The 22,549-nt window shown below is 41.4% G+C and carries 27 protein-coding genes; 11 read left to right on the top strand and 16 right to left on the bottom strand.

What is annotated here, in order from left to right; translation table 11 throughout:
- The first annotated feature begins 3 nt into the window (after positions 1 to 3).
- From rpsP to TOL2_RS17910, 10 genes are all read left to right on the top strand, one after another.
- Positions 4 to 258, top strand: a complete 255-nt coding sequence (rpsP, locus tag TOL2_RS17865; protein WP_014958696.1) for a 30S ribosomal protein S16 — start codon at positions 4 to 6, stop codon at positions 256 to 258.
- Between the two features lie 59 nt (positions 259 to 317).
- A complete protein-coding gene (locus tag TOL2_RS17870) occupies positions 318 to 548 on the top strand; it encodes a KH domain-containing protein (RefSeq protein ID WP_014958697.1) in 231 nt (76 codons plus the stop codon).
- Positions 549 to 551: 3 nt separating this feature from the next.
- Positions 552 to 1,064 carry a ribosome maturation factor RimM gene (gene rimM, locus TOL2_RS17875; RefSeq protein ID WP_014958698.1) on the top strand — a complete coding sequence of 171 codons (513 nt, stop codon included), beginning with the start codon at positions 552 to 554 and terminating at the stop codon, positions 1,062 to 1,064.
- Complete coding sequence (gene trmD, locus TOL2_RS17880; protein ID WP_041279608.1) at positions 1,064 to 1,816, top strand: tRNA (guanosine(37)-N1)-methyltransferase TrmD; 753 nt, start codon at positions 1,064 to 1,066, stop codon at positions 1,814 to 1,816. The genes rimM and trmD overlap by 1 nt, the downstream gene beginning before the upstream one ends.
- On the top strand, positions 1,803 to 2,366 hold the full coding sequence (locus tag TOL2_RS17885; RefSeq protein WP_232507966.1) for an RNA methyltransferase: 564 nt from the start codon (positions 1,803 to 1,805) through the stop codon (positions 2,364 to 2,366). Before trmD ends, TOL2_RS17885 begins: the two co-directional genes overlap by 14 nt.
- A gap of 46 nt (positions 2,367 to 2,412) precedes the next feature.
- Positions 2,413 to 2,763, top strand: coding sequence for a 50S ribosomal protein L19 (gene rplS, locus TOL2_RS17890; protein WP_014958701.1), 351 nt, complete (start codon positions 2,413 to 2,415; stop codon positions 2,761 to 2,763).
- 25 nt (positions 2,764 to 2,788) lie between these two features.
- On the top strand, positions 2,789 to 3,394 hold the full coding sequence (locus tag TOL2_RS17895) for a ribonuclease HII (RefSeq protein WP_014958702.1): 606 nt from the start codon (positions 2,789 to 2,791) through the stop codon (positions 3,392 to 3,394).
- Positions 3,384 to 3,749 carry a YraN family protein gene (locus TOL2_RS17900; protein ID WP_014958703.1) on the top strand — a complete coding sequence of 122 codons (366 nt, stop codon included), beginning with the start codon at positions 3,384 to 3,386 and terminating at the stop codon, positions 3,747 to 3,749. Before TOL2_RS17895 ends, TOL2_RS17900 begins: the two co-directional genes overlap by 11 nt.
- A gap of 1 nt (position 3,750) precedes the next feature.
- Entirely contained in the window at positions 3,751 to 4,611 is an 861-nt protein-coding gene (gene rsmI / locus TOL2_RS17905) for a 16S rRNA (cytidine(1402)-2'-O)-methyltransferase (protein WP_014958704.1), read from the top strand.
- A gap of 340 nt (positions 4,612 to 4,951) precedes the next feature.
- Positions 4,952 to 7,204 (top strand): inorganic phosphate transporter, encoded by a 2,253-nt coding sequence (locus TOL2_RS17910; protein ID WP_014958705.1) that lies wholly within the window; start codon positions 4,952 to 4,954, stop codon positions 7,202 to 7,204.
- Between the two features lie 360 nt (positions 7,205 to 7,564).
- Here the strand turns inward: TOL2_RS17910 and sat are convergent, their stop codons facing one another.
- From sat to rpmF, 16 genes are all read right to left on the bottom strand, one after another.
- A complete protein-coding gene (sat, locus tag TOL2_RS17915; RefSeq protein WP_014958706.1) occupies positions 7,565 to 8,842 on the bottom strand; it encodes a sulfate adenylyltransferase in 1,278 nt (425 codons plus the stop codon).
- A gap of 124 nt (positions 8,843 to 8,966) precedes the next feature.
- Entirely contained in the window at positions 8,967 to 9,596 is a 630-nt protein-coding gene (locus TOL2_RS17920; protein ID WP_014958707.1) for an HAD family hydrolase, read from the bottom strand.
- Positions 9,597 to 9,631: 35 nt separating this feature from the next.
- Positions 9,632 to 10,435, bottom strand: a complete 804-nt coding sequence (locus TOL2_RS26100; RefSeq protein ID WP_408605387.1) for an OS_HP2 family (seleno)protein — start codon at positions 10,433 to 10,435, stop codon at positions 9,632 to 9,634.
- A gap of 61 nt (positions 10,436 to 10,496) precedes the next feature.
- Positions 10,497 to 12,842 carry an aminodeoxychorismate synthase component I gene (gene pabB / locus TOL2_RS17935; protein ID WP_014958710.1) on the bottom strand — a complete coding sequence of 782 codons (2,346 nt, stop codon included), beginning with the start codon at positions 12,840 to 12,842 and terminating at the stop codon, positions 10,497 to 10,499.
- On the bottom strand, positions 12,839 to 13,459 hold the full coding sequence (locus tag TOL2_RS17940) for an MBL fold metallo-hydrolase (RefSeq protein ID WP_014958711.1): 621 nt from the start codon (positions 13,457 to 13,459) through the stop codon (positions 12,839 to 12,841). The genes pabB and TOL2_RS17940 overlap by 4 nt, the downstream gene beginning before the upstream one ends.
- Positions 13,460 to 13,480: 21 nt before the next feature.
- On the bottom strand, positions 13,481 to 13,897 hold the full coding sequence (nusB, locus tag TOL2_RS17945; protein ID WP_014958712.1) for a transcription antitermination factor NusB: 417 nt from the start codon (positions 13,895 to 13,897) through the stop codon (positions 13,481 to 13,483).
- Between the two features lie 4 nt (positions 13,898 to 13,901).
- Entirely contained in the window at positions 13,902 to 14,378 is a 477-nt protein-coding gene (ribH, locus tag TOL2_RS17950) for a 6,7-dimethyl-8-ribityllumazine synthase (RefSeq protein ID WP_014958713.1), read from the bottom strand.
- An 80-nt stretch (positions 14,379 to 14,458) separates the two neighbouring features.
- The gene (locus tag TOL2_RS17955) at positions 14,459 to 15,661 is read right to left on the bottom strand and encodes a bifunctional 3,4-dihydroxy-2-butanone-4-phosphate synthase/GTP cyclohydrolase II (protein WP_014958714.1); all 1,203 of its coding nucleotides are present in this window, start codon (positions 15,659 to 15,661) and stop codon (positions 14,459 to 14,461) included.
- A 108-nt stretch (positions 15,662 to 15,769) separates the two neighbouring features.
- The gene (locus tag TOL2_RS17960; protein ID WP_014958715.1) at positions 15,770 to 16,435 is read right to left on the bottom strand and encodes a riboflavin synthase; all 666 of its coding nucleotides are present in this window, start codon (positions 16,433 to 16,435) and stop codon (positions 15,770 to 15,772) included.
- 75 nt (positions 16,436 to 16,510) lie between these two features.
- Complete coding sequence (ribD, locus tag TOL2_RS17965) at positions 16,511 to 17,608, bottom strand: bifunctional diaminohydroxyphosphoribosylaminopyrimidine deaminase/5-amino-6-(5-phosphoribosylamino)uracil reductase RibD (RefSeq protein WP_014958716.1); 1,098 nt, start codon at positions 17,606 to 17,608, stop codon at positions 16,511 to 16,513.
- Positions 17,598 to 18,101: a transcriptional regulator NrdR gene (nrdR, locus tag TOL2_RS17970; protein WP_014958717.1), complete on the bottom strand. Its 504-nt coding sequence runs from the start codon at positions 18,099 to 18,101 to the stop codon at positions 17,598 to 17,600. Before nrdR ends, ribD begins: the two co-directional genes overlap by 11 nt.
- Before the next feature lie 18 nt (positions 18,102 to 18,119).
- Positions 18,120 to 18,581: a deoxycytidylate deaminase gene (locus tag TOL2_RS17975; RefSeq protein WP_041279609.1), complete on the bottom strand. Its 462-nt coding sequence runs from the start codon at positions 18,579 to 18,581 to the stop codon at positions 18,120 to 18,122.
- Positions 18,574 to 19,818 carry a serine hydroxymethyltransferase gene (gene glyA / locus TOL2_RS17980; protein WP_014958719.1) on the bottom strand — a complete coding sequence of 415 codons (1,245 nt, stop codon included), beginning with the start codon at positions 19,816 to 19,818 and terminating at the stop codon, positions 18,574 to 18,576. The genes TOL2_RS17975 and glyA overlap by 8 nt, the downstream gene beginning before the upstream one ends.
- 23 nt (positions 19,819 to 19,841) lie before the next feature.
- The gene (gene rpiB, locus TOL2_RS17985) at positions 19,842 to 20,282 is read right to left on the bottom strand and encodes a ribose 5-phosphate isomerase B (RefSeq protein WP_041279610.1); all 441 of its coding nucleotides are present in this window, start codon (positions 20,280 to 20,282) and stop codon (positions 19,842 to 19,844) included.
- A 15-nt stretch (positions 20,283 to 20,297) separates the two neighbouring features.
- On the bottom strand, positions 20,298 to 20,531 hold the full coding sequence (gene acpP, locus TOL2_RS17990) for an acyl carrier protein (RefSeq protein ID WP_014958721.1): 234 nt from the start codon (positions 20,529 to 20,531) through the stop codon (positions 20,298 to 20,300).
- 38 nt (positions 20,532 to 20,569) lie between these two features.
- The gene (rpmF, locus tag TOL2_RS17995) at positions 20,570 to 20,758 is read right to left on the bottom strand and encodes a 50S ribosomal protein L32 (protein ID WP_014958722.1); all 189 of its coding nucleotides are present in this window, start codon (positions 20,756 to 20,758) and stop codon (positions 20,570 to 20,572) included.
- Between the two features lie 504 nt (positions 20,759 to 21,262).
- On the opposite strand from rpmF, the gene TOL2_RS18000 reads away from it, so the two are divergent.
- Positions 21,263 to 22,513, top strand: coding sequence for an OmpP1/FadL family transporter (locus TOL2_RS18000; RefSeq protein WP_014958723.1), 1,251 nt, complete (start codon positions 21,263 to 21,265; stop codon positions 22,511 to 22,513).
- Positions 22,514 to 22,549 lie beyond the last annotated feature (36 nt).

Consider the following 22,549-nt stretch of genomic DNA (forward strand, 5'->3'; position numbering starts at 1 on the left):
AATATGGCCGTAAGAATCAGATTGACAAGAAAAGGCACAAAGAAAAAACCTTTTTACAGAATCGTAGCTGCTGACATTGAAAGCCCGAGAGACGGCAGATTTTTGGAACTCTTAGGCACTTATAATCCAATGACCGAACCTGCGGCTGTCACGCTCAAAGAGGACAGAATAAAGTACTGGTTAAATGAAGGCGCCAAAGCTTCAACCACGGTCCAGAGCATATTAAAGAAACAAGGCGTCAGTCAAGCATCGGCTTAAACATCTGTTTAACAGTTTTCCCCTCGGTATTCTCAATAACCTACAAAGGAGATATACTTATGAAAGAGCTGGTAGAATATATTGCAAAGGCACTGGTAGATAATCCTGATCAGGTTCATGTATCAGAAGTTGTTGGAGATCAAACTTCCGTTCTGGAACTTAAGGTGGCAAAAGAAGACCTGGGAAAAGTTATTGGGAAACAGGGAAGATCGGCAAGAGCCATGAGAACGATTTTAAGTGCGGCATCCACCAAACTTAAAAAACGGACGGTTCTTGAAATTATTGAGTAAAATATGAACACAGCCGATTCATTTACCATAGGTCAGGTAACCGGTGTTCATGGACTCGCTGGTAATTTAAAGGTCTGGTCTTTTGCAGAATCAATTGATACCTTTTGCCCCGGCAGAAGTGTTCTTTTAAAATCAGAAGATGAGGAAGACGGCAGGCAATACAAGATTGTTAAGGCAACTGCGCATAAAAAAGGGATCATACTCTTTCTTGAGGGAGTTGACACCCGTGAACTTGCCGAGGATCTTATAGGGAAAAAAATCCTGATTGACCGTGATCAGTTGCCGGAACCTGAAGAAGACACATGGTATTGGCAGGATCTTTTGGGGCTGAATGTGTTTGATCATGAAAAAGGATTTATCGGAAAAATAACCGATATTTTCCCAACAGGGGCAAATGATGTGCTGGTTGTAACAGACAATAAAAAAGAAACCCTTGTGCCCATGCACAAACAGTTTATCGAATCCGTCGATATTAAAAATGGAATCGTGAAAACAACATTGCCCGAGGATTATTGATGGACTTTACGGTACTCACCCTGTTCCCTGAACTGATCGACGCATTTTTTGAGCATGGCATGATATCACGGGGTATTGAAAAAAAACTGATTACTGGAAGCAGCATCAATATCAGGGATTTTTCAACAGACCGTCATAAAACAGTGGATGACAGACCCTATGGTGGTGGCAGTGGTATGGTAATGAAACCCGAACCTTTACAGGCCGCTGTTTTATATGCAAAAAAAAAAATGCCTGAATCAAAAGTTGTATTAATGACCCCGCAGGGAACCCGGTTCAGCCAGGCAAAAGCCTGGGAACTGTCTTGTGCAAATGAGGGGCTTATTTTTATCTGTGGCAGGTATGAAGGAATTGATGAAAGAATAACATCCTGCCTGGTTGATGAAGAAATTTCTATCGGAGATTATGTCATGACCGGGGGAGAGTTGGCATCCATGGTTATCATTGATTCAATTGCAAGACTGATCCCGGGTGTCCTGGGAAGCTGCGAATCCCCCAAATCAGATTCATTTTCCGACGACCGGCTTGAGTATGCACAGTACACAAGACCGGAAGAATTTGAAGGATTACCCGTTCCGGAAGTGTTGTTGTCCGGGAACCACGAAAAGATCAGACAATGGAGAAAACGATCTTCACTTCAGCGGACGTTTCTTAAACGACCGGATCTTTTCAGAAAAAACAAATTGAATTTGGAAGAAAAAAAAATATTAATGCAATGGAGTCAGGAGTTGGAAGTTTTTGTTAAAGAATAACATTTATGTGGCTTTGATCCATTTTCCTGTGATGAACAAAAAGGATATGCCCATTGGATCAGCCCTGACAACCATTGACCTGCATGATATTGCAAGAGCATCCATTACCTTTGGTGTAAAAGGATTTTATGTTGTAACCCCTTATGAAGATCAGGCAACCCTTGCCAAACAGGTGATTGAACACTGGACAAAAGGGGTTGGCGGCAAGCTCAATCCGTTCAGAAAAAAGGCGCTTGAACTTATCAGGGTATCTGCAACATTTGAGGATGCGGTCAACGCGATAAAAAAAGAAAGAAATGAACCGGTTGTAACTATTGCTACAAGTGCAAAAAAAACCGTCGGTTCAATAACAACCGAGACGTTACGGCTAAAGCTTGAGAATAAAGCATCCCATGTTCTGGTTTTTGGAACGGCATGGGGACTGGCAGATGAATTGATTGATACATGTGATTTTATTTTAGACCCGATTTACGGGGATGCTGACTACAATCACCTTTCTGTCAGATCTGCCGCATCAATATATTTAGACAGGATCATAAACGGCAGGTAGAATCGTATCCATATTTGCCAAAAGGGAAGAATCTTAGGAGAAACAAATGACTAACATAATCGAAAAATTAGAAAAAGAACAACTACGTCTTGATATCCCTGAATTTGACTCAGGCGATACGGTAAAAGTACATGTAAAAATCAGTGAAGGCGAAAAAGAACGTATCCAGATATTTCAGGGTGTAGTGATCAAAAAGACAAAAGGATATGCAAGCGCCCGTTTTACCGTAAGAAAAATTTCAGGTGGTATTGGTGTTGAGAGAATATTTCCGCTTTATTCACCGGTTCTTGATAAAATTGAAGTGGTAACAAGAGGACGTGTCAGAAGATCAAAACTTTATTATCTTAGAAACCTTAGAGGCAAAGCGGCCAGGATCAAAGAAAAACGGTTTGTTTAATAAACCCCCTTTTAAGGTATCTTGGATGTGGCAATTTGAACATGAAGCAAAAGCTTACGGCTATAAAATAATAGCAGGTGTTGACGAGGCTGGCAGGGGACCCCTTGCCGGCCCTGTCGTATCTGCAGCCGTGATCTTACCCGGGGATTTTTCCTGTGAAGGCATTGATGATTCAAAAAAGCTGTCGGAAAAAAAAAGAGACGCACTCTTTCCCCTGATCAAGGAACAGGCAATTGCCGTTTCAACGGGTATTGCCTCACACCTTGAGATTGATCAAATCAACATTTTGCAAGCCTCTTTGCTTTCCATGAAGAGAGCTGTTGAAAACCTTTCAATTTCACCTGATTTTCTGCTGATTGACGGTAAATTTACGCTGGACATGAAAACAGACCAGACAGCCGTGATTAAAGGGGATTCAAAAAGCATTTCCATTGCAGCGGCCTCCATCATTGCAAAGGTCACAAGGGATGCCATCATGAAAGAGCTTCACAAAACCTATCCTGAATATAATTTTATCCAGCACAAGGGATATCCCACTAAAGCCCATAAGCAAGCCATTTTAAAAAACGGACCCTGCCCTATTCACCGCCAAACCTTCAGGGGTGTAAAAGGGATCACAAATGCACGATGACCCCAAAATTCTGGGGCATCAAGGAGAAGCAGCTGCCATATCCTTTCTTCAAACACTGAATTTTACAATTCTTGAAACCAATTATCAAACAAAACCAGCTGAAATTGATATTATTGCCAAAGACAATGATCATATCTGTTTTATTGAAGTTAAAACCCGGCGCAGTTTGAAAAAAGGACTGCCAAGGGAATCGGTCACCTATTCAAAGCAGAAAAAGATCATTCTCGGAGCCTGTTTTTATCTTAAAAAAACAAAACAGACAAATTCAAGGATTCGATTTGATGTGGTTGAAGTTTATAAAACAAAAGCCGGATTTGAAATAAATTTAATTAAAAATGCATTTCAGGCCTGTTAAAATGAATGATCCGACTGCATTTGGAACCTTATATGTCGTTGCAACCCCGGTGGGGAACCTTGAAGATATCACCTTCAGAGCCGTTAAAATCTTAAAGCAGGTCGATCTGATTGCTGCTGAAGACACACGCCATTCAAAAAAACTTCTTTCCCACTATGGTATTGGAACAAAACTTGTTTCCTGTCATGAACACAATGAAACAAAAAAAGCCCCCCACCTCATTGCCCATTTAAAAAGCGGCCTTGACATTGCCCTGATTTCAGATGCCGGAACCCCATCCATTTCAGATCCAGGGTATAAACTTGTCACTGCCGTTGCAAAAGAAGAGATCAAGGTTATTCCTATTCCTGGATGCAGTGCTGCAATTGCCGGATTAAGTGTTTCCGGGCTTCCAACCGATTCTTTTTTGTTTCTGGGATTTTTACCCAAAAAACAACAAAAGCAAAAACATGCAATTGAAGCCATAAAAAATGAACCCCCAACCCTTATCTTTTATGAATCCCCGAAACGCATTCAAAATCTTGTTGCCAACCTTCAAACCATTTTAGGAGATCGCAAGGCATGCCTTGCCAGGGAAATCACCAAACTCCATGAAGAATATATCCGAGGAAAATTATCTGAAATTCTTCAAAAATTAAATAATAAAGAAAATGTTAAAGGGGAATGTTCTCTTTTTGTTCAAGGGCGATCAGAAGAAAACACCATAACTGAAGAAGAATTAAAAGAGATCATCCTTGCAAAACTTTCAACCACAGACCTTGGCACATCAGGTTTAGCCAAATTAATTTCAAGCCAAACCAGTCTTTCTAAAAAACAGGTCTATGAAACAATTCTTAAACTCCAATCCCTGAAAAAAGTATAACCTTAAATTCACGACAAACAATACAGTAAAGATATTAGCACTGAAGCAAACCCAATATTAATAGCTTGGATTCACGTTTAAGTGTTTGAATCAGTCAGAAGCTAATGTTATCAACGATTCTTATAATTCATTCGTAATCTCATCTTACAAATTGTTAGAATTATGTTAGAATATCCCCGACTAGTTGAAAAATCAAAGAATAAAGTCTAAATAATCTCAAAATATTTTGTACTTTATTAGGATGTTATTAAAATCTTATTAAAAAATCATGCAGTCGGCCCGTTCGGTTTCCCCCGGACAATGGCGTGCTGCATATTAAACCTTTAAAAGAGAGAACATTATGGGTCTTCAATTGTGCTATGTGATTGTTGGCATGCTGGTCTTATTTGCCATATTTGATCTGGTTGTCGGCGTGACAAATGACGCTGTTAATTTTTTAAATTCCTCCATCGGGTCAAAGGCTGCCCCTTTTTTTATGATCATGATCATTGCAAGCCTGGGTATTATTGCCGGTGTAACCTTTTCAGGCGGTATGATGGAAGTGGCAAGAAAAGGCATTTTTCATCCACAATTTTTCACTATGCCTGAACTTCTAACCATTTTCCTGGCCGTTATGATAACGGACATCCTGTTGCTTGATCTTTTCAATACCCATGGACTGCCGACCTCTACAACAGTATCAATTGTTTTTGAACTGCTGGGAGCTGCGGTTGCGCTTTCCGTGATTAAAATCATGGCATCAAACGACAATGCCATGGCGTTATGGGACTATATTAATACAGCCAAGGCCATGGCCATTGTGGGTGGAATCCTTTTATCCATTGTAGTGGCATTCTTTTCAGGCGCAGTGATGCAGTTTATCTCCAGGCTGATTTTTACATTTGAGTATCAAAGCCGTTTAAAAAAATACGGCGCACTCTGGGGAGGTATGGCCATGACCGCCATAACTTTTTTTATCCTGGTTAAAGGCTCTAAAGGGGCTACTTTCATGGATGACCAAGCCATCGCCTGGATAAAAGCCCATTCCTATCTTATAATGGCATGTATATTCATGATTTCTGCTTTTACTTTCCAGATCCTGATATCCTTTTTTAAAGTCAATATTTTAAAACCCATTGTACTTGTCGGAACCTTTGCCCTTGCCATGGCATTTGCAGCCAATGACCTGGTAAATTTTATCGGTGTTCCCCTTGCAGGTCTCAATGCCTTTCAAAATGCCCTGGCCTCGGGAGATCCTTTAAATATAACCATGACCGCTTTAAGCAAACAGGTGCAATCACAGACCCATATCATGTTGGTAGCAGGTTTTATAATGGTGATCACCCTGTGGCTCTCCAAAAAGGCACGAACAGTAACGGAAACGGAAATCGGCCTGGGACAACAGGATGAAGGAATAGAAAAATTCGAGTCCATCTGGCTGTCCAGAAAAATTGTCAACATGTTTGATTCTTTATTCAGCACCGCAAAAAATATAACTCCACTGCCCGTAAGAAAAATCATTTCCCGCCGTCTAACCCCGGCTGCACCAATCAAAGGAATCACCCAGGCAGGAAAACCTTCTTTTGATCTGGTTCGTGCTTCTGTTAATCTGATGGTGGCAAGTGCGGTGGTTTCATTTGCCACATCTTTGAAACTGCCTTTATCAACCACCTACGTCACCTTTATGGTAGCCATGGGAAGCAGTTTTTCAGATCAGGCATGGGGCAGGGAAAGTGCAGTATACAGGGTAACCGGCGTATTAACCGTAGTTGGCGGATGGTTTATGACGGCTTTTATCGCCTTTGTGGTTGCCTTTATCTTTGCTAATATTTTATCATATTTTAAAATTCCAGGATTTTTTATCCTGTTCGCATTTGCCGGATTCATGATCTGGAAAAATCACCAGAAGCACAAGGTTAAGGTTAAAGATAAGGAAGAGATGAGCATTTATAACCTTCACAAGGTTGAAAACTTCCATGAATCCATGTCCCAGACATTTGATCACCTGGCTTTTCTTCTCAAAGGCATCCGAGAATCCTTTGATATCGGCTTTGATGCACTTTTTCAAGAAGACCTGTATAAATTACGGCATGAGCGGGAGAGGGTCAAACACTTCCAGAACAGTACAAATATCATTATTGCCAACATCTTCAAGGTATTACGGCTGCTCTCAAAAGAAGACCAGGCTATTTCCTATAATTATTATCAGATCATCAGGCGGCTTCAAAAACTTACAGACGGACACAGGGACACCATAATCCGCTCCAGCATGCATGTAAGCAACCGCCACAAGGGACTTTTGGATGCCCAAATCGCAGAATTAAAAGAGATCAAAAAAGTTTTCTTAAATATCTTTTTCCTTGTGGAGACCGCATTTCGGAACAAAGAGATCGTTGACTGCCAGGAAGCGGTAGAACAATTTCATTATTTGCGGGAACTGGTGGATGATTTTAACGAAAACCAGATTGGAAGAATCGTAGATGATTCTTCCAAAACACGGTTGAGCATCCTTTTTTATGCCATAAGCGGTAATTGCGTTATGATGGCCAAACAGAATGTAAAACTTCTGGATATCTTTAATGAATCGTTTAAACTGAACCAGAAATGTTCATAAGTTTGGGCTGCCGAAAACTGATATAAAGATAACAAAAGGTTTATTCTCTTTTGAAAAATTTATGCAGCAGATCTTTCAGGTTTGCTGCATATTTCCTTAAGATTTTCTTTTCCAAATCGTTCCAGAAGCCTTTTTACAATAAGCTTTCACCAGAGATGAAAACTCACAGCCAAAATAAAACACCGCAACTATTTGCACATATCTGTTAGATATGATCCGGTATACACAAAAATTGTGTTATCAATTTAGGGGTAGTAGAGGGGGGGGGGGGGGAACTATTAAAAAGGGGGATTTCCCTTTCTTAAAAGGAAATCCCCCTCGTATATAGCTTAAAATGTACTTTCCTTTAGCAGGAATAAATTACATTTTAGATCCTTCTGCATGACTCTGAAGTTTAACTTCAACTTTTTCAGTCAAGGATGCATAGTATTTTCTCAGGATAACCAGAACTTCTTCACGGCCAAAGTGGTCAACAACTTCTTCGTTGTTGGACAGAGCGTGACGCAGTTTGGTTCCGGAAAGGATAACTCTGTCATCTTTGCCATGGGGGCAGGTTCTCATGGAAGCCATGCCGTCACATTTATGGCAGTAGAATGTCCAGTCAATTTTCAAAGGTTCGCAAAGCAATGCTTTTCCTTCACCTTCCGGTGTAGGAATAGTATCAAAAATTTCCTGTGCTTCAAACAATGTATAGAAATCACCAACGCCTGCATGGTCACGACCGATGATCATTCTGTTAACACCGTAGTTCTGACGGAAAGTTGCATGGAGAAGACCTTCTCTAGGTCCTGCATATCTCATGTCAAGAGGATATCCGCCGTTAACAACATGCTCGGGAACAAAGAAACCCTTGATCAGAGTATCAATACATTCAATACGAACCTCTGCCGGGATATCGCCTGGTTTTAAGTTACCAATCAGAGAATGAATCAAAACACCATCACATACGTCAAGGGCTATTTTGCAAAGATGCTCATGGGATCTGTGCATTGGGTTTCTAAGCTGCATGGAAGCAACGTTTGCCCAGCCTCTTTCATCAAAGATCGCACGGGTTTCTTTAGGTGTCAGGTAAACGCCTTTGAATTTTTCAGGGAATTCGCCTTCGGAAAGAACTTTTACAGGGCCTGCCAGGCAGAATTCTTTTCTGGCCATAACCATCTGAACACCTGGATGATCTTCCATGGCAATTTTCCAGAAAACAGCGTCTTCAGACTCTTCACCATGGCCTTTATAAACTTTTTCACATTCCCATTTTTTCTCGTCTTCGGTCATTTCAAATTTTTCTTCGATTTTCATGGTGGCATAAATTTCACCATTTCTTTCAAGAGCAACTTCATCACCGACATTAATATCAGCTGCATCTTCTTTTGATGCATCAAGCATTACCGGTACAGGCCAGAACGTACCGTCAGCCATAAGGAAATCAGCGCAAACACCTTTCCAGTCAGCTTTGGTCATAAAACCGTTAAGCGGGCTAAAACCACCGATACCCAGCATGATCAGGTCACCTTTTACCTGAGAAGATATTTCAATTTTTTTAAGACCGGCTGCTTTTTTAAGTTCCGCTTCAAGTTCTGCACCTTCAAGCTTGCAAATTACGAGACCTTTTCCACCATGGGGGGCTACTAATTTAGACATATACTTCATTCTCCTTATTTATGTTTTACCTATGATAAATGTTTATCCAAACATTTATCTTGAATTTTAAACTAAAAAACCTCGTAAGGTTTAATGATGATTAACGAATTTGTCAAGAATTTTATTAATTTATCTGTAAAATCCCGGCAATTTCATCCATTGACTCTACATTAAAATCCGCCTTTAACTCTGAATTTTTGAATGCCACAAACCATACATTTGCATTCAAAGCTGCTTGACGGTCATAATCAGAATCCCCGATAAAAAGAATCTCATCTGGTTTTAAATTAAACTTTTCCATTATTAACAGCAATTGCTCAGGATCAGGTTTGGGTTTTTTCACCGTTGCTGCCGTCACAACCACTTCAAAATAATCTTCCAGACCAAAATCTTCGAGTACCTTTTCCATTGTATTGGTTCTGTTAGTGCCGATTCCCCTTATATAACCGCTGTCGTTCAAGGTTATAAGAAGTTCTTTAAGACCTTTTTCCATAGTCATATACTTGATAAATTTATGATACCCTATCGTTTTAAGGCAGTCATATACTTTTGAAAGATCGTCAATTTCCGGAAAAAGATACTCAATTGCTTCGTTTACCGTCATCATATGCACATTGACAAACTGCTCTTCAGTTAAACCCGGCTTATCAAAGCTTGCCAGCACTTCATCATAATATTTTCTATTGGCTGCGGCCGTATCAAACATAACACCGTCACAGTCAAATACCACTGCTTTAATTTTTGTAATATCCATATATATTTTTTTTTGGGGGGAGTATGTTCTATAACTTAAGAACTGGGTTTTTGTTTTTCATGAAAAACGGCATTTATCCTGATGGTCAGCATGGGTTTATATTGACTGTCCGTTTTAAGGGTCAGAATCTCATACAGGTTGGCTGCCGTATCTGATGTGCTTTTAATTTTAATCTGCCATAATTTCTTATCTTCTTTGGGTTCAATAAGCCGGGTTTTAATCAAAAAAGAGTGCCAGATGGAAGATAATATCGAACTGCTCTTAGGTTCAATAAGCCGGGCTTGAATCCCATTACGGATCTTTTGTTCCATGCCCAGGATTGAAAAATGATATTTTTCCGACGGGGTAATGTTGACAACAGTTTCCAGTGTATCTCCGGAATTTCCATTCATATAAACGGATCTGGGATTGATATCCACAACTTTTTCAACCGGCCCTGTGACAACCAGGTTGAACTTTTTTTTCTCAGGATCATCAGTCTTGACTATAATATTTTTTTTCATTATCTTTCCGCCGTATCCACTGGTCCTGAAACTAACCTTTACTCTGCCTTCCCCGCCCGGGGGAATCTCCCTGTCAAAAGAGTGTTCATCACAGCCTCATGGCGGCATAACCTTATGGATATGAAGAAGGGTATTCCCTGTATTTTTAATTTTAAACTCATGGGCTATGCGCACCCCTTCCGGTATTGATTTAAATGTGAAAACAGGATTATCAATCAAAATTTTTGGCTGTGACTTGGCCTTTCCCGGTTCAGCCAGACAAAACTGAACCCAAAAGAGCTGAGCCATGCAAAAGAATGCAAATAGCATGGCGATAATGATAATTTTATTTTTCATGAGTAAGTCACTTTAAGCTAAGCAATTAATATCAAAATATAGCAACTACGATATACCGGTTTTAAACTAAATTCAAGCTTGATTCTTTTCTGTTTTTTTTGCGTCTATGCGTATTGGATTCCAATTTAAACAGCTGTTCATTGATCATGGAACAAATTCCTGGTTCCTGTTCTATTTTTTTCCCGTCAATGGTCAACACCTTAACCGCACCCATTAATGCGTTGGTTAAAATAATATTTGAATATGAATCAAAATGCTCTTTTGGTATCCTGGTTTTGCAAATATCATATCCTTTACCGGACAATATTCCCAGTACAGACTTCAAGGTCACACCACCCAGAACATGATCTGATTTTGGAATGATCACAGTTTTATCTTTTATGGCAAGAATACTTGCCGTATTAGTCTCGGAGATGGTCTGATCAGGGTTCACAACAATGGCTTCATCCGCATGACGGGCTTTGGCAAACCGGCCTGCCTGATCATAATACAGGTAGTTCAAAGTTTTATAATCTGCCAGAGGCGATTGTCTGGGGAATGGATATGTGACAAGATCCAGTCCTTTTTTATCCAGCATCTCAAGCCTGTGAACATACTGCCTTGCAAATGCAGCTAAAAACACTTGTTTACCGCACTCACACTCATCTTTTGACACCAACAATTTAACGGCAAGAACCTTATCTTGAAACCCATTTGCCAGTATTAAAGAATCAATCACATTTTTCCAGGTAATATCCGGTGGTGTTTCGGAAAAAAGCTTTTCCCATGACCTGTTCAATCGATGCACATGATCTGACAGGCGAAAGATGGTTCCTTTTTTAACGCAAATGGTTTCAAAAAGCCCTGCCCCATATTGAAATCCCGGACTGACCGCCGATACCCTTGCCTTGTCCTGGTCAATAATTTTTCCATCCACCCAGGCTTTGGCTTTGAATTTAGTATCCTCAACATTTTTTTGAGTTCCCGACAACGCTTCAATCAATGTTTTTCCTTTATCAAGGGTTTCCTGGTATTCTTTTTCCGGGTCTGAATCATACACAATCCCGCCGCCCACAGAGAAAAAAATCTTATGGTTGAAAATAGTTGCGGTTCTTATTGCAATAGAAAGATCCATGGTATCATGAAAACTGATATATCCTATAGAGCCGGTATAGACATGGCGTTTTACAGATTCCAGCTCATCAATGATTTCCATGGAACGAATCTTGGGACAACCGGTGATGGACCCTCCCGGAAACGTGGCTTTTAAAAAATCAACTGATGTCTTACCCTCTTCAAGCTCCCCTTCCACGACAGAAACCAGATGAAATACATTTTCATAGGGTTCAAGGCGTTTGTGTTCTGTAACAGCAACCGAACCGTGTTTGGTTACACGAGAAAGATCATTTCTCATCAAGTCCACGATCATGGTCAGCTCTGCATCATCTTTTACGCTCCGGGTGAGCTTGGACCCATTTTCCAGATCCTGTTTTGTTGTCCTGCCTCGGGCAATGGTTCCTTTGATGGGTCTTGTTTCAACATACCTGCCGTTTTGTTTGATAAACCGTTCAGGCGAGGTGGAGACAATCTTATGATCCCCGGCATGAATATAAGAAAAAAAAGATGCTGGATTTCGTTCAAACAAATCCAGGAACAACAGATAACTATCCCCATAAAAACCAGTCTCAAACCGTTGGGAGAAATTGGCCTGGTAGATATCACCAGCCCTAAGATAGTCGATAATCCTCTTGACCGACCGGATATACTCAGGCTTGGTCAAACTGGAACAAAAACCTGCATTGTCTATGGAAAAAGGTTCTCTTTCAACTCTGTGTCTGATTTTTTCAAAGAAAAACCGCCGGGTATCCTGAATAATATCGTCTGTTTTTTCAACACTCGTCTGATTGACCGGCACAGGAATGCAAAGCCTTGCATGACCTGTTTCTTTATCCTGAACAAAGATGATGGAAGGAGCATACAGACACAGATCCGGCAGACCTGTATCTGTGCAGGTTCTGGGAAGCTTTTCAATCCGGTCTTTTAAATCATAGGAAAAATATCCGAACAGACCTGCGTGAATCGGCAGATCATGGGAATCATCCTCTAATTTGAAATGGTTCAGCAAGGCCTGAACAACTGAAAACGGGTCCTGATGAACACAAGATTCTTTTCCCCTGCATCTTATGAAGACCTTTTCCTGTTTGCTGGTCACCTCAAGCCAGGGTTTTGCAGCAAGGATATGATACCGGGAGCAATCAAGGCTCGAACCGGATAACAAAAGAACGGTTCCTTTATCATCAGCAAAGGATTTGGCTATCTGTTCAAATGGCAGATCAAGCTGAACCGTTTCCTGATGAACATCCTTCAAACAAGGAAGTTGTTTTAGCAACTCATCAATGTTAAGGCCATTAATCTTACGCCCCGTCATCTTAAGAAAGGATTCATTCTCTTTTCATTACCTATGGTTGTTTCCGGTCCATGACCGGTATACACCCGTGTATCTTCATCAAGGACCAGCAGCTTTTCCTTGATACTTGAAATCAAGGTATCATAATCGCCACCGGCCAGATCCGTCCTGCCGATAGACCCTGCAAACAAGGTGTCTCCTGCAAAAAGATGACCTTTGGTATAAAGACTGATACCGCCTTTTGAATGACCCGGGGTGTGGATGACCTTAAGTGTTATATCACCGAATGTAATTTCATCCCCGTCTTTTAAAAGAATATCCGCAGGGGGTGAATTCTCTGATGACAACCCGAACATTGATGCTGATCTTGACAATTCATTGAACATGGGCTCATCATCTGGATGAATGGCAAGTTGTGCGCCTGTCACTTCTTTCATTCTTTTATTGGCCCCCACATGATCGAAATGCCCGTGGGTATTGATCAGATATTTCACTTTTAGCTCGGATTTAGACAGCTCCATCAAAATTCTATCCGAATCATCTCCCGGATCAATCACAACGGCTTCTTTTGTAGACTCACATCCTAAAATAAAACAATTGGCCATAATCGGACCAACCTCAAGTTTTTTTATAATCAAAACACCCTCCAAAATTTTTAGCTATTCAAACCCTTCAAGGGATTTTATACGGTCCAGAACACCATTGATAAAAGACCCGGAATCCCGTGTGCCGTATTTTTTACCGATTTCAACTGCTTCATTTATGGTTACACTGCATGGGATATCCGTATGCTTTAAAAATTCAAATATTGCAATACGCATAATGTTCCGGTCTACCACAGGCATCCTGGAAATTTTCCAGTTTTTTGAATATGTGTTTAACAGTGCATCAATTTTAGGCTGGTTTTCCCTTACACCCTTTACAAGATCCATAAAAAAAGGCTCAACTCCTTGTGTGAGTTTTTCTTCATTATTGGTACAAAAGGCCTCCAAACTTTCATCCGGATCAACCTTATCCATATCAAAAGAAAAAAGAATCTGAAGTGCAAGTTCCCTTGCCTGCCTGCGGTCCCCCATAATTTTATTCAGCCTTTTTCAGACTATCGGAAAGATTTGCCATTTCAACCGCACCAAGGGCAACATCAAACCCTTTGTTGCCGGCCTTTGTACCTGCTCTTTCAATGGCCTGCTCAATGGTTTCTGTGGTAAGGATGCCAAACATCACCGGAATATCGGCTTCAAGACTGACAGATGCAATTCCTTTGGAGACTTCGGCGCACACATAATCATAATGGGTGGTGGCACCCCGAATAACGGCTCCAATGCAGATGATGGCATCATATGATCCATGGTTCAGCATTTTTTTTGCAGCCAGAGGAATTTCAAAGGCACCCGGAACTTTTAAAAGGGTGATATCCTTATCTTCTGCGCCGCTTCTGATGAGTGCATCAAGCGCACCTTCGACAAGCCTTCCGGTAATAAAATCATTAAAACGGGAAGCAATGATTCCAAATTTTTTACCCTGAGCCTGCAATCCGGCTTCGATAATTTTTGGCATTTATATATCCTTAAATCTTTATATTATTTTACAATTTTAGTTCAGTCACTGATCTCATGAAATTGATCACACAAAAACGCTTACATATGAAGCAAATGCCCCATTTTAGCCTGCTTGCATTTTAAATAACCCTTGTTATGGCAATTGGGCGCAACTTCAATTGGAACCTGTTCAACAACACTTAATCCATAACCTTCAAGGCCGATCATTTTTTTGGGGTTGTTGGTCAGAAGGCGCATTTTTTTAACCCCCAGATCCACCAGCATCTGGGCACCTACACCATAATCTCTCATATCGGCATCAAACCCGAGTTTTTCATTGGCTTCAACAGTATCCAGGCCCTGACGCTGATATTCATAGGCTTTTAATTTATTCACAAGACCGATGCCTCGGCCTTCCTGGCGAAGGTACAGCAGCACCCCGCAGCCTTCTTCTTCCATCATGGCCATGGCCTTGTGGAGCTGATCCTGGCAGTCACATCGAAGAGATGAAAAAATATCACCTGTCATACATTCCGAATGAACCCTTACAAGGATTTCTTTTTCAGAATCAATATCCCCTTTGACAAGGGCAATGTGGGTCAGGCTATCCATATCGTTTTCATAGGCAATTATTTTAAACTCACCGCCAACCTTTGTGGGGATCACGGTCTGGGCAGCTCTTTTAACAAAACTTTCCGTTCTAAGCCGGTATTTAACCAGATCCGCAACCGTGCAGATACCAATTCCGTGTTTTTTTGCAAATTTTTCCAGGGAAGGCATTCTTGCCATGGTTCCGTCGTCATCCATAATTTCACAAATCACGCCAGCAGGTTTCAGCCCTGCCAGACGAGCCAGATCAACAGAACCTTCCGTCTGTCCGATCCTGACCATGACGCCGCCGTCCCTTGCCCTTAAAGGGAAAATATGTCCTGGCCTTGCGATATCATTGGGAGTGGTGTCATCTGCCACGGCTGTAAGAACGGTTGTTGCCCGGTCGGCTGCGGAAATCCCTGTAGTCACACCTTTTTTGGCCTCAATAGAAACGGTAAATCCCGTACCGTATTGTGAAGTATTGTTATCCACCATCATGGGCAGATCAAGCCGGTCTGCAATAGTGGAATCAAGGGAAAGACAGATCAATCCCCGTCCATATGTGGCCATAAAATTGATGGCTTCAGGTGTTACAGCCTGGGCTGCCATGGTCAGATCACCTTCATTTTCCCGGTCTTCATCATCCACGAGGATGACCATTTTACCGTTTTTAATATCTTCAATGGCCTGTTCAATTGTTAAATGCGGCATATTCAAATCCTTAAGGTTTTATATACAAAGTCCTGGAAGACCAGTATTGACTTTCAACCTTTGTTGTGGGGACAAACCCGGATGAAATTCCGGGCCTGCCCGTGGCAGTTATAAAAATCCGTTCCTTGCGAGAAGCTCCATGCTGATGTCTTTTTCCCCCTTGGGCAACGCATCATTTTTAGAAACACTTCCCCTTAAAATCTTTTTTACATACTTTCCGATCATATCGGTTTCAATATTGACCTCATCTCCGACCCTTTTTAACCCTATGGTTGTAATATCCGCGGTATGAGGAATGATACTGACCTGAAAGTCTTTATCAGAACACTTGTTGATGGTCAGGCTTATGCCTTCAATGGCAACAGATCCTTTTTCAATCATGTCTGATCCAAGCGTTGAAGGCACATCAATTTTGATAATCACGGCATTGCTCTTTCGTACCATGGAAGAAATGATTCCTGTTCCATCAATATGACCCGATACCAGGTGGCCGTCAATCCGATCCGACAATTTTAGCGCCCGTTCGATATTAACTCTCGAGCCTGTTGTCAAAGACTTGAAAGTTGTCCGTTCAACCGTCTCAGGTGCCATATCCACTTTAAAAGCATGCTTTTCAAGGCTGACAGCCGTAAGACAGGCACCGTTTACAGCAATTGAATCACCTATTTTGCTTTCAGACAGATCCAGATCACAGCCGATATGAAGAACTTTTCCCTCACCGCTGGACTCAATGCGTTTTATGGTTCCAAAACTTTCAATGATTCCTGTAAACACTATCTTTGTTTCCTAAACCTTTTTTTACATTCAGTTAAGCTGCACCTGACCTGTACCATATTAATTTGTACTATATTAGTTTAAATACCCTTGCACCAGCATATCCGTGTCAAACAGGGTGACCGTCGATTTTTTCAATTCAAAGGCATCCTTTATCAACTTCGGGCCTTTTCCCTGAAACACCGGGATGCCGTCATCAGAGCCTAAAAATTTGGGTGCCAGAAAAAACAGCACTTTGTTTACAATACCGGCCTTTAGCGCTGACCCTGCCACCACGCTTCCGCCTTCAATCAGGAGGCTTAAAATCGACATTTTTCCTAACTTAATCATCAGTTCATTTAAATCAAGTTTTTCTTGTTTCAACGAGACTTCAAGAATCTGGGCCCCTTTGCTTTCAATCAAGGCTCTTTTTTCTTTTGATGCACCAGTACCCGTGACAATTATGGTTTTGGCATTGGACTTCTGGGTCAAAACGTTTGCATCTTCTTTAATGGTTAAATGTGTATCCAGAATAATTCTGACAGGATCTTTTGTCTGAACACCTTCAATTCTTGATGTAAGCGAAGGGTTATCGGCATGCAAGGTTCCTGAACCCACCAGGATGGCATCCACCTGATGACGAATCTTATGCACAAACACCCGTGACTTTTCATTGGTAATCCATTTTGAATCCCCGGTAGCGGTTGCAATTCTTCCATCCAGGGTAGATGCACATTTCAAAATCACAAAAGGGGTCTTGTTATTTTGAACATACCAGATAAACTCTTCAATCAGGGCTTGGGCTTCTTTCTGTAGAACGCCTGTGACAACTTCAATCCCATTGTCTCGCAGGTAGGCTATTCCACCGCCACACACATTGGGATTGGGATCTTTACAGCCCACAACAACTTTTTTTATTCCGGCATTGATAATTTTATGGGTGCAGGGAGGAGTTTTGCCAAAATGATTACACGGTTCAAGAGTCACATAAATGGTGGCACCCTTTGCCATGTAACCCGCATCATCAATGGCTTCCACTTCGGCATGGGCAAGCCCTGCCGCCCTGTGAAACCCTTTTCCGACAACCCTTCCATCCTTAACCACAACAGCACCGACACAAGGATTGGGAGAGGTGAAACCTTTGCCTTTTCCTGCAAGAGATATTGCCAGGCTCATATAGTCATTATCTGTCATCAGGCTTATCCGATATCGCATTGAATTCAAGAGGCAGACATTCTTTTGAAATCATACCCTTGAGTTCCTGTATAAAATCAGCCACATCCTTAAAGTCTCTGTAAACAGAAGCAAACCGGACATAAGCAACATCATCAATTTGCTTTAAGGCCTCAATCACTTTTTCACCCACAAATTTAGATGAAATTTCCCGGTCATTGATTTCTCTTAAATTCCGTTCAATGTCATCCACGATGTCTTCAATCTGATTGATACTGATGGCTCTTTTTTCACAGGCTTTTTTAATACCCGTAAGAACCTTTTCCCGGTTGAATTCCTCCCTGCGGTTATCTTTTTTGACAATCATGATGGGAATCTGCTCAACCCGCTCATAGGTGGTAAACCGCTGGCTGCATTCCGGGCATTCCCTGCGTCGGCGAACTTCAAGATCGATTTTGCCCGGACGCGAATCAACAACTCTTGTATTCAGGTTTCCGCAAAATGGACACTTCATGTTGGCCTCTTTTGTTGTTTAAGTATCAAGCAGTATCAGTTTCACTTTGGCTTTGTCAAACATATCCAGAGTCAATGGGTCGTCATATCCATCTTTATAATACACGGTTTTAATTCCTGCATTGACAATCATTTTTGCACAAATTGAACAGGGTTGATTGGTGCAATAAAGGACAGCCCCCTTCACCTGCACACCATGATAGGCTGCCTGGATAATGGCATTCTGTTCGGCATGAACACCACGGCACAACTCATGCTTTTCCCCGGACGGCACTTTTAATTGTTCTCGCAGACATCCGGTCTCACTGCAATGGGGTACACCAGCTGGCGCGCCATTATAACCTGAGCAAAGAATTCTTTTTTCCTTCACCAGTACCGCGCCCACCTTTCTTCTTATGCAGGTGGAACGACCGGACACAAGATCACAAATCCCCATAAAGTATTCATGCCATGAGGGTCTGTCAGACAAGGAGTCAGTCATGGGTTGATTTGCCGACATATAAGGGGTATTCAATGCAAAGCGCCCTTACGTTTCTTGCCACGGCTTCAATATTTTTTTCATCATCCAAGACATCACAGATAAAGGTGGCTATTTTTTTGCCGGCCGCCTCATCCATACCCCGGGATGTAACAAGGGGAAGCCCGATCCTGATACCACTGGTGACAAAGGGGCCGCGTTTTTCGTTTGGAACCGTATTTTTATTCACAGTGATACCAGCCCTACCAAGCCGTTCTTCGGCATCCTTACCGGAAATATCCCGCTGACTGAAGTCAACCAGTACCATATGATTGTCTGTTCCACCGGAAACAAGTTTATACCCTCTTTTCAGTATAACACTTGCCAGGGCAGCCGTATTTTTGATTACCTGTTTCTGATAATCCGCAAAAGAGTCTTCCAAAGCTTCTTTAAAGGCAACTGCTTTGGCTGCAATCACATGCATCAAAGGTCCGCCCTGAATCCCCGGGAATATCTGGCTGCCGATGGCCTTGGCAAATTTTTCTGAAGACAGAATCAAACCGCCTCGAGGCCCTCTCAGGGTTTTGTGGGTGGTTGAGGTGATCACATCTGCAAATCCCACCGGACTTGGATGAACACCGGCTGCCACAAGCCCTGCAATGTGAGCCATATCCACCATAAAAAGAGCCCCCACTGACTTGGCAATATCGGAAAACCCTTTAAAGTCTATAATCCTGGGGTACGCACTGGCACCCGCTACAATCAACTTGGGCTGATGTTTTTTTGCAAGATCTTCAACCTTATTCAGATCAATCATCTGAGTTTTCGGCGACAATCCGTAATGGGCAAAATCATATAACCTGCCAGAAAAACTGACAGCAGCCCCATGGGTCAGGTGACCACCATGTGAAAGATCCATGGCAAGAATCCGGTCCCCCGGGTTCAGCAATGCAAAATAAACAGCCATATTGGCCTGGGAGCCTGAATGAGGCTGAACATTTGCATATTCGACATTGAACAGCTTTTTAGCCCGTTCAATGGCCAGATCCTCTGCCTGATCCACAAACTCACAACCGCCATAATACCGCCTGGAAGGATATCCTTCTGCATACTTATTGGTCAATATAGACCCCTGTGCTTCCATTACTGAAGGACTAACCGTATTTTCAGAAGCAATCAGATTTAATTCATATTCCTGGCGGTCTGCTTCCAGTTCAATAATCTTTGCAATTTCAAAATCCGTCTGCTTGATATATCCCATTTTACCTGCCCCTTCCGGTATTGCTAATTGTCAATTGCTTGAATCCGTTCAAGATGGCGTCCGCCTTCAAAGCCGGTATCCAGCCAGGTTTGAACAAGTTCAAATGCCAGAACATCTCCCACGATACGGCCACCGATAACCAGGATATTGGAATCATTATGAACCCGGCTCATCTTTGCTGAAAAAATATCAGAACAAAGAGCCGCTCTTACATTTGCAAACCGGTTAGCAACCATGGACATGCCAAGCCCGGTGCCGCAAAGCAAAATCCCTTTTAAATATTGACCGTTTGAGACCGCTTTGGCAACCTTTTTCCCATAGGTCACATAATTTACAGATGCCTCACTTTGAGTCCCTGCATCTGCAACCAAATAACCTTTATCAATGAGATACGCCTTGATTTTTTCTTTCAATTCATAGGCTGCATGATCACTTCCAATGATAATGGACTTGTATTTATCCATTTTATTTACCCTTATTTAAGATTTTGCTTTGATAAAATCAATGGCATCCTGAACCGTGAGCAGTTTTTCAGCGTCATCATCATCAATTTCAATTTCAAAAATTTCTTCCATTGACATGACCAATTCAACGATTGTCAGGGAATCAGCGCCTAAATCTTCGATCAAAGAGGCTTCCGGGACAACATCCTCAATATCAATATCAGGTATCTTTTCTGCGATCACTTTTTTAACTTTTGTTTCAACGGTCATATTTAGACTGCCTCCTTGATCTATCCTTCGTCCTTGCCCTATTCGTTGTCGTCAGCCTGAGCATTTATATTTCTGCCTTTATACGCACCACATTCCGGGCAGGCTGCATGGGGAAGCTTGGGTTCCTGGCATTCCGGACATACGCTCACTGTGGGAGCGCTTACCTTGTAATGTGTGCGTCTTTTTCTGCCTCTTGCCTTGGAACTCTTTTGTTTTGGAACTGCCATTGATCTCTCCTAACTATATTAATTTATTTGAATTTATTTTACTATAAGCCAACATAATAAACACACATTTTTACATCAATTTATGAAAAGTGTCAAGAATTTAAAAAGAACTTAAAAAACAATCGCTTTTGACAATTTATAAACAATTTCACTCAAATATAAATTTAATATTCTTTTCAGAAAAATTCTATTCCACGAAATAATCGTCTGTTAAATTAAACTGAGAAAGCAAAAATTAAGTAAAAAATAAAAACACAAAGAAGCGAAATGATCTTCCCAAACACCTTCCATCAAAGCCTTAGAGGCAATCATACTAAAAAACGACACTTCTACTATTGACATACCATAGTCGAGTATGTAAAGGTCTAATAATCTCAATTTCAAAAGACAACTATCGTTATCCAAGTCGCAACATTAATATTATTTTAAATAAATTACTGAGGCTTATAGGTAATACAATTTTTACTTGAGCATATTAAAACAAATCACATTTAGGAGGAAACAATGAAAAAACCAGGCATGATGATTGTTATTTGGATGGTCTTTTTAATGGAATCTTCAGTATTGTGGGCAGGAGGTGCGGACAACAAAACCAATTGGAGCGCTGAATATATCGGCATTCTGAACCGGAATGCTGCAACTGACAGTGCAGATATTGTCATGTATAATCCTGCCGGAATCATGAAAATGGAAAACGGATTTTATGGAAACGTATCCGCCCATTATGTTGCAAAAAACTACAACAATAAAATCAATGGACATGATTTTGATCAGGATAAATCCTCAATTGTCCCCGGCATTTTTACGATATATAAAAAAGATAAATGGGCAGGTTTTTTTGGAGTCTCCAATGTTGTGGGCGGCGGGAAAGTTAACTTTGAAAACGGAAATGCAACTACCAATTTTGTCAGAATGGTCTTAAGCGGGGGCCTGGCCCCTTACATAGATGAGAATCTAAAGGCCGAGGCTATAGGGCTTGGCTATACTATAGGCGGTGCATACTCATTCAATGATATGTGGTCTGTCTCCCTTGGAGTACGATATGTAAAAAGCGACCGAAAAATGAAAGGCCTCGTAACCCTTCCCGGACCTTTTCCCATTGATTTATCGTTTGAGGAAGAGGCGGATGGCTTTGGTGGCATCATCGGGATCAACTTTTCTCCTTTTGATGCCCTGAATTTGGGCCTTCACTATGACACAAAAGTTGACCTGGATTATGAAGCTGACGTAAAAAGGGATTTCATTACCCCGGCAGGACCACTTCTTTCCAGCTTTGGCGTTGTAGATGGCCAGAAAAGAAGCAGGAATCTTCCAGCTGTATTGGCAGCAGGCGTGTCATATAAGATCAGTCCGAAGATAAGAGCTGAAAGCAACCTGACCTTATATCTAAACAACGACGCTGGCTTCAAAGATATTGCCGGAACCTCAAGAGATGAGAGCGCTGTGGATAATGGGTATGATATTGGTATCGGTTTTGAATATGCCTGCACAGACACTTTAAAAGTCACCCTTGGATACCTTTACACAAACACGGGTGTGGATGCCAAAGATATGACCCCGGAATTACCTGAACTTGATGCCCATACCCTTGGCAGCAGCCTGGGATATCAGATGAACGAAAACTTAAACCTGATTTTCAGTTTAGGTCATGTTTTTTATAAAGACGCATCCTTTATAAATCGTTTTGATCAACCCATAACTTATGAAAAAGAGATTACTTTCCTTGCGTTTGGCATCCAGTATAAGTTTTTTTAAACCCTGTTTTATGTGATGCCAAAAATATCTGTCAAG

The organism is Desulfobacula toluolica Tol2 (assembly GCF_000307105.1).
GTDB lineage: Bacteria > Desulfobacterota > Desulfobacteria > Desulfobacterales > Desulfobacteraceae > Desulfobacula > Desulfobacula toluolica.

Excerpts from the sequence above, each read along its gene's own strand:
- TOL2_RS17955 (WP_014958714.1), bottom strand. The coding sequence starts at position 15,661 with ATGCCGCATTTAACAATTGAACAGGCCATTGAAGATATTAAAAACGGT.
- nrdR (WP_014958717.1), bottom strand. The coding sequence starts at position 18,101 with ATGAAGTGTCCATTTTGCGGAAACCTGAATACAAGAGTTGTTGATTCG.
- ribD (WP_014958716.1), bottom strand. The coding sequence starts at position 17,608 with ATGACAGATAATGACTATATGAGCCTGGCAATATCTCTTGCAGGAAAA.
- acpP (WP_014958721.1), bottom strand. The coding sequence starts at position 20,531 with ATGACCGTTGAAACAAAAGTTAAAAAAGTGATCGCAGAAAAGATACCT.
- rplS (WP_014958701.1), top strand. The coding sequence starts at position 2,413 with ATGACTAACATAATCGAAAAATTAGAAAAAGAACAACTACGTCTTGAT.
- rpiB (WP_041279610.1), bottom strand. The coding sequence starts at position 20,282 with ATGGATAAATACAAGTCCATTATCATTGGAAGTGATCATGCAGCCTAT.
- TOL2_RS17910 (WP_014958705.1), top strand. The coding sequence starts at position 4,952 with ATGGGTCTTCAATTGTGCTATGTGATTGTTGGCATGCTGGTCTTATTT.
- pabB (WP_014958710.1), bottom strand. The coding sequence starts at position 12,842 with ATGACGGGGCGTAAGATTAATGGCCTTAACATTGATGAGTTGCTAAAA.
- TOL2_RS17895 (WP_014958702.1), top strand. The coding sequence starts at position 2,789 with ATGTGGCAATTTGAACATGAAGCAAAAGCTTACGGCTATAAAATAATA.
- TOL2_RS17900 (WP_014958703.1), top strand. The coding sequence starts at position 3,384 with ATGCACGATGACCCCAAAATTCTGGGGCATCAAGGAGAAGCAGCTGCC.
- rpsP (WP_014958696.1), top strand. The coding sequence starts at position 4 with ATGGCCGTAAGAATCAGATTGACAAGAAAAGGCACAAAGAAAAAACCT.
- TOL2_RS17975 (WP_041279609.1), bottom strand. The coding sequence starts at position 18,581 with ATGACTGACTCCTTGTCTGACAGACCCTCATGGCATGAATACTTTATG.
- TOL2_RS17920 (WP_014958707.1), bottom strand. The coding sequence starts at position 9,596 with ATGGATATTACAAAAATTAAAGCAGTGGTATTTGACTGTGACGGTGTT.
- trmD (WP_041279608.1), top strand. The coding sequence starts at position 1,064 with ATGGACTTTACGGTACTCACCCTGTTCCCTGAACTGATCGACGCATTT.
- TOL2_RS18000 (WP_014958723.1), top strand. The coding sequence starts at position 21,263 with ATGAAAAAACCAGGCATGATGATTGTTATTTGGATGGTCTTTTTAATG.
- rimM (WP_014958698.1), top strand. The coding sequence starts at position 552 with ATGAACACAGCCGATTCATTTACCATAGGTCAGGTAACCGGTGTTCAT.
- nusB (WP_014958712.1), bottom strand. The coding sequence starts at position 13,897 with ATGGGGGACCGCAGGCAGGCAAGGGAACTTGCACTTCAGATTCTTTTT.
- sat (WP_014958706.1), bottom strand. The coding sequence starts at position 8,842 with ATGTCTAAATTAGTAGCCCCCCATGGTGGAAAAGGTCTCGTAATTTGC.
- glyA (WP_014958719.1), bottom strand. The coding sequence starts at position 19,818 with ATGGGATATATCAAGCAGACGGATTTTGAAATTGCAAAGATTATTGAA.
- TOL2_RS17870 (WP_014958697.1), top strand. The coding sequence starts at position 318 with ATGAAAGAGCTGGTAGAATATATTGCAAAGGCACTGGTAGATAATCCT.
- ribH (WP_014958713.1), bottom strand. The coding sequence starts at position 14,378 with ATGCCAAAAATTATCGAAGCCGGATTGCAGGCTCAGGGTAAAAAATTT.
- rsmI (WP_014958704.1), top strand. The coding sequence starts at position 3,751 with ATGAATGATCCGACTGCATTTGGAACCTTATATGTCGTTGCAACCCCG.
- rpmF (WP_014958722.1), bottom strand. The coding sequence starts at position 20,758 with ATGGCAGTTCCAAAACAAAAGAGTTCCAAGGCAAGAGGCAGAAAAAGA.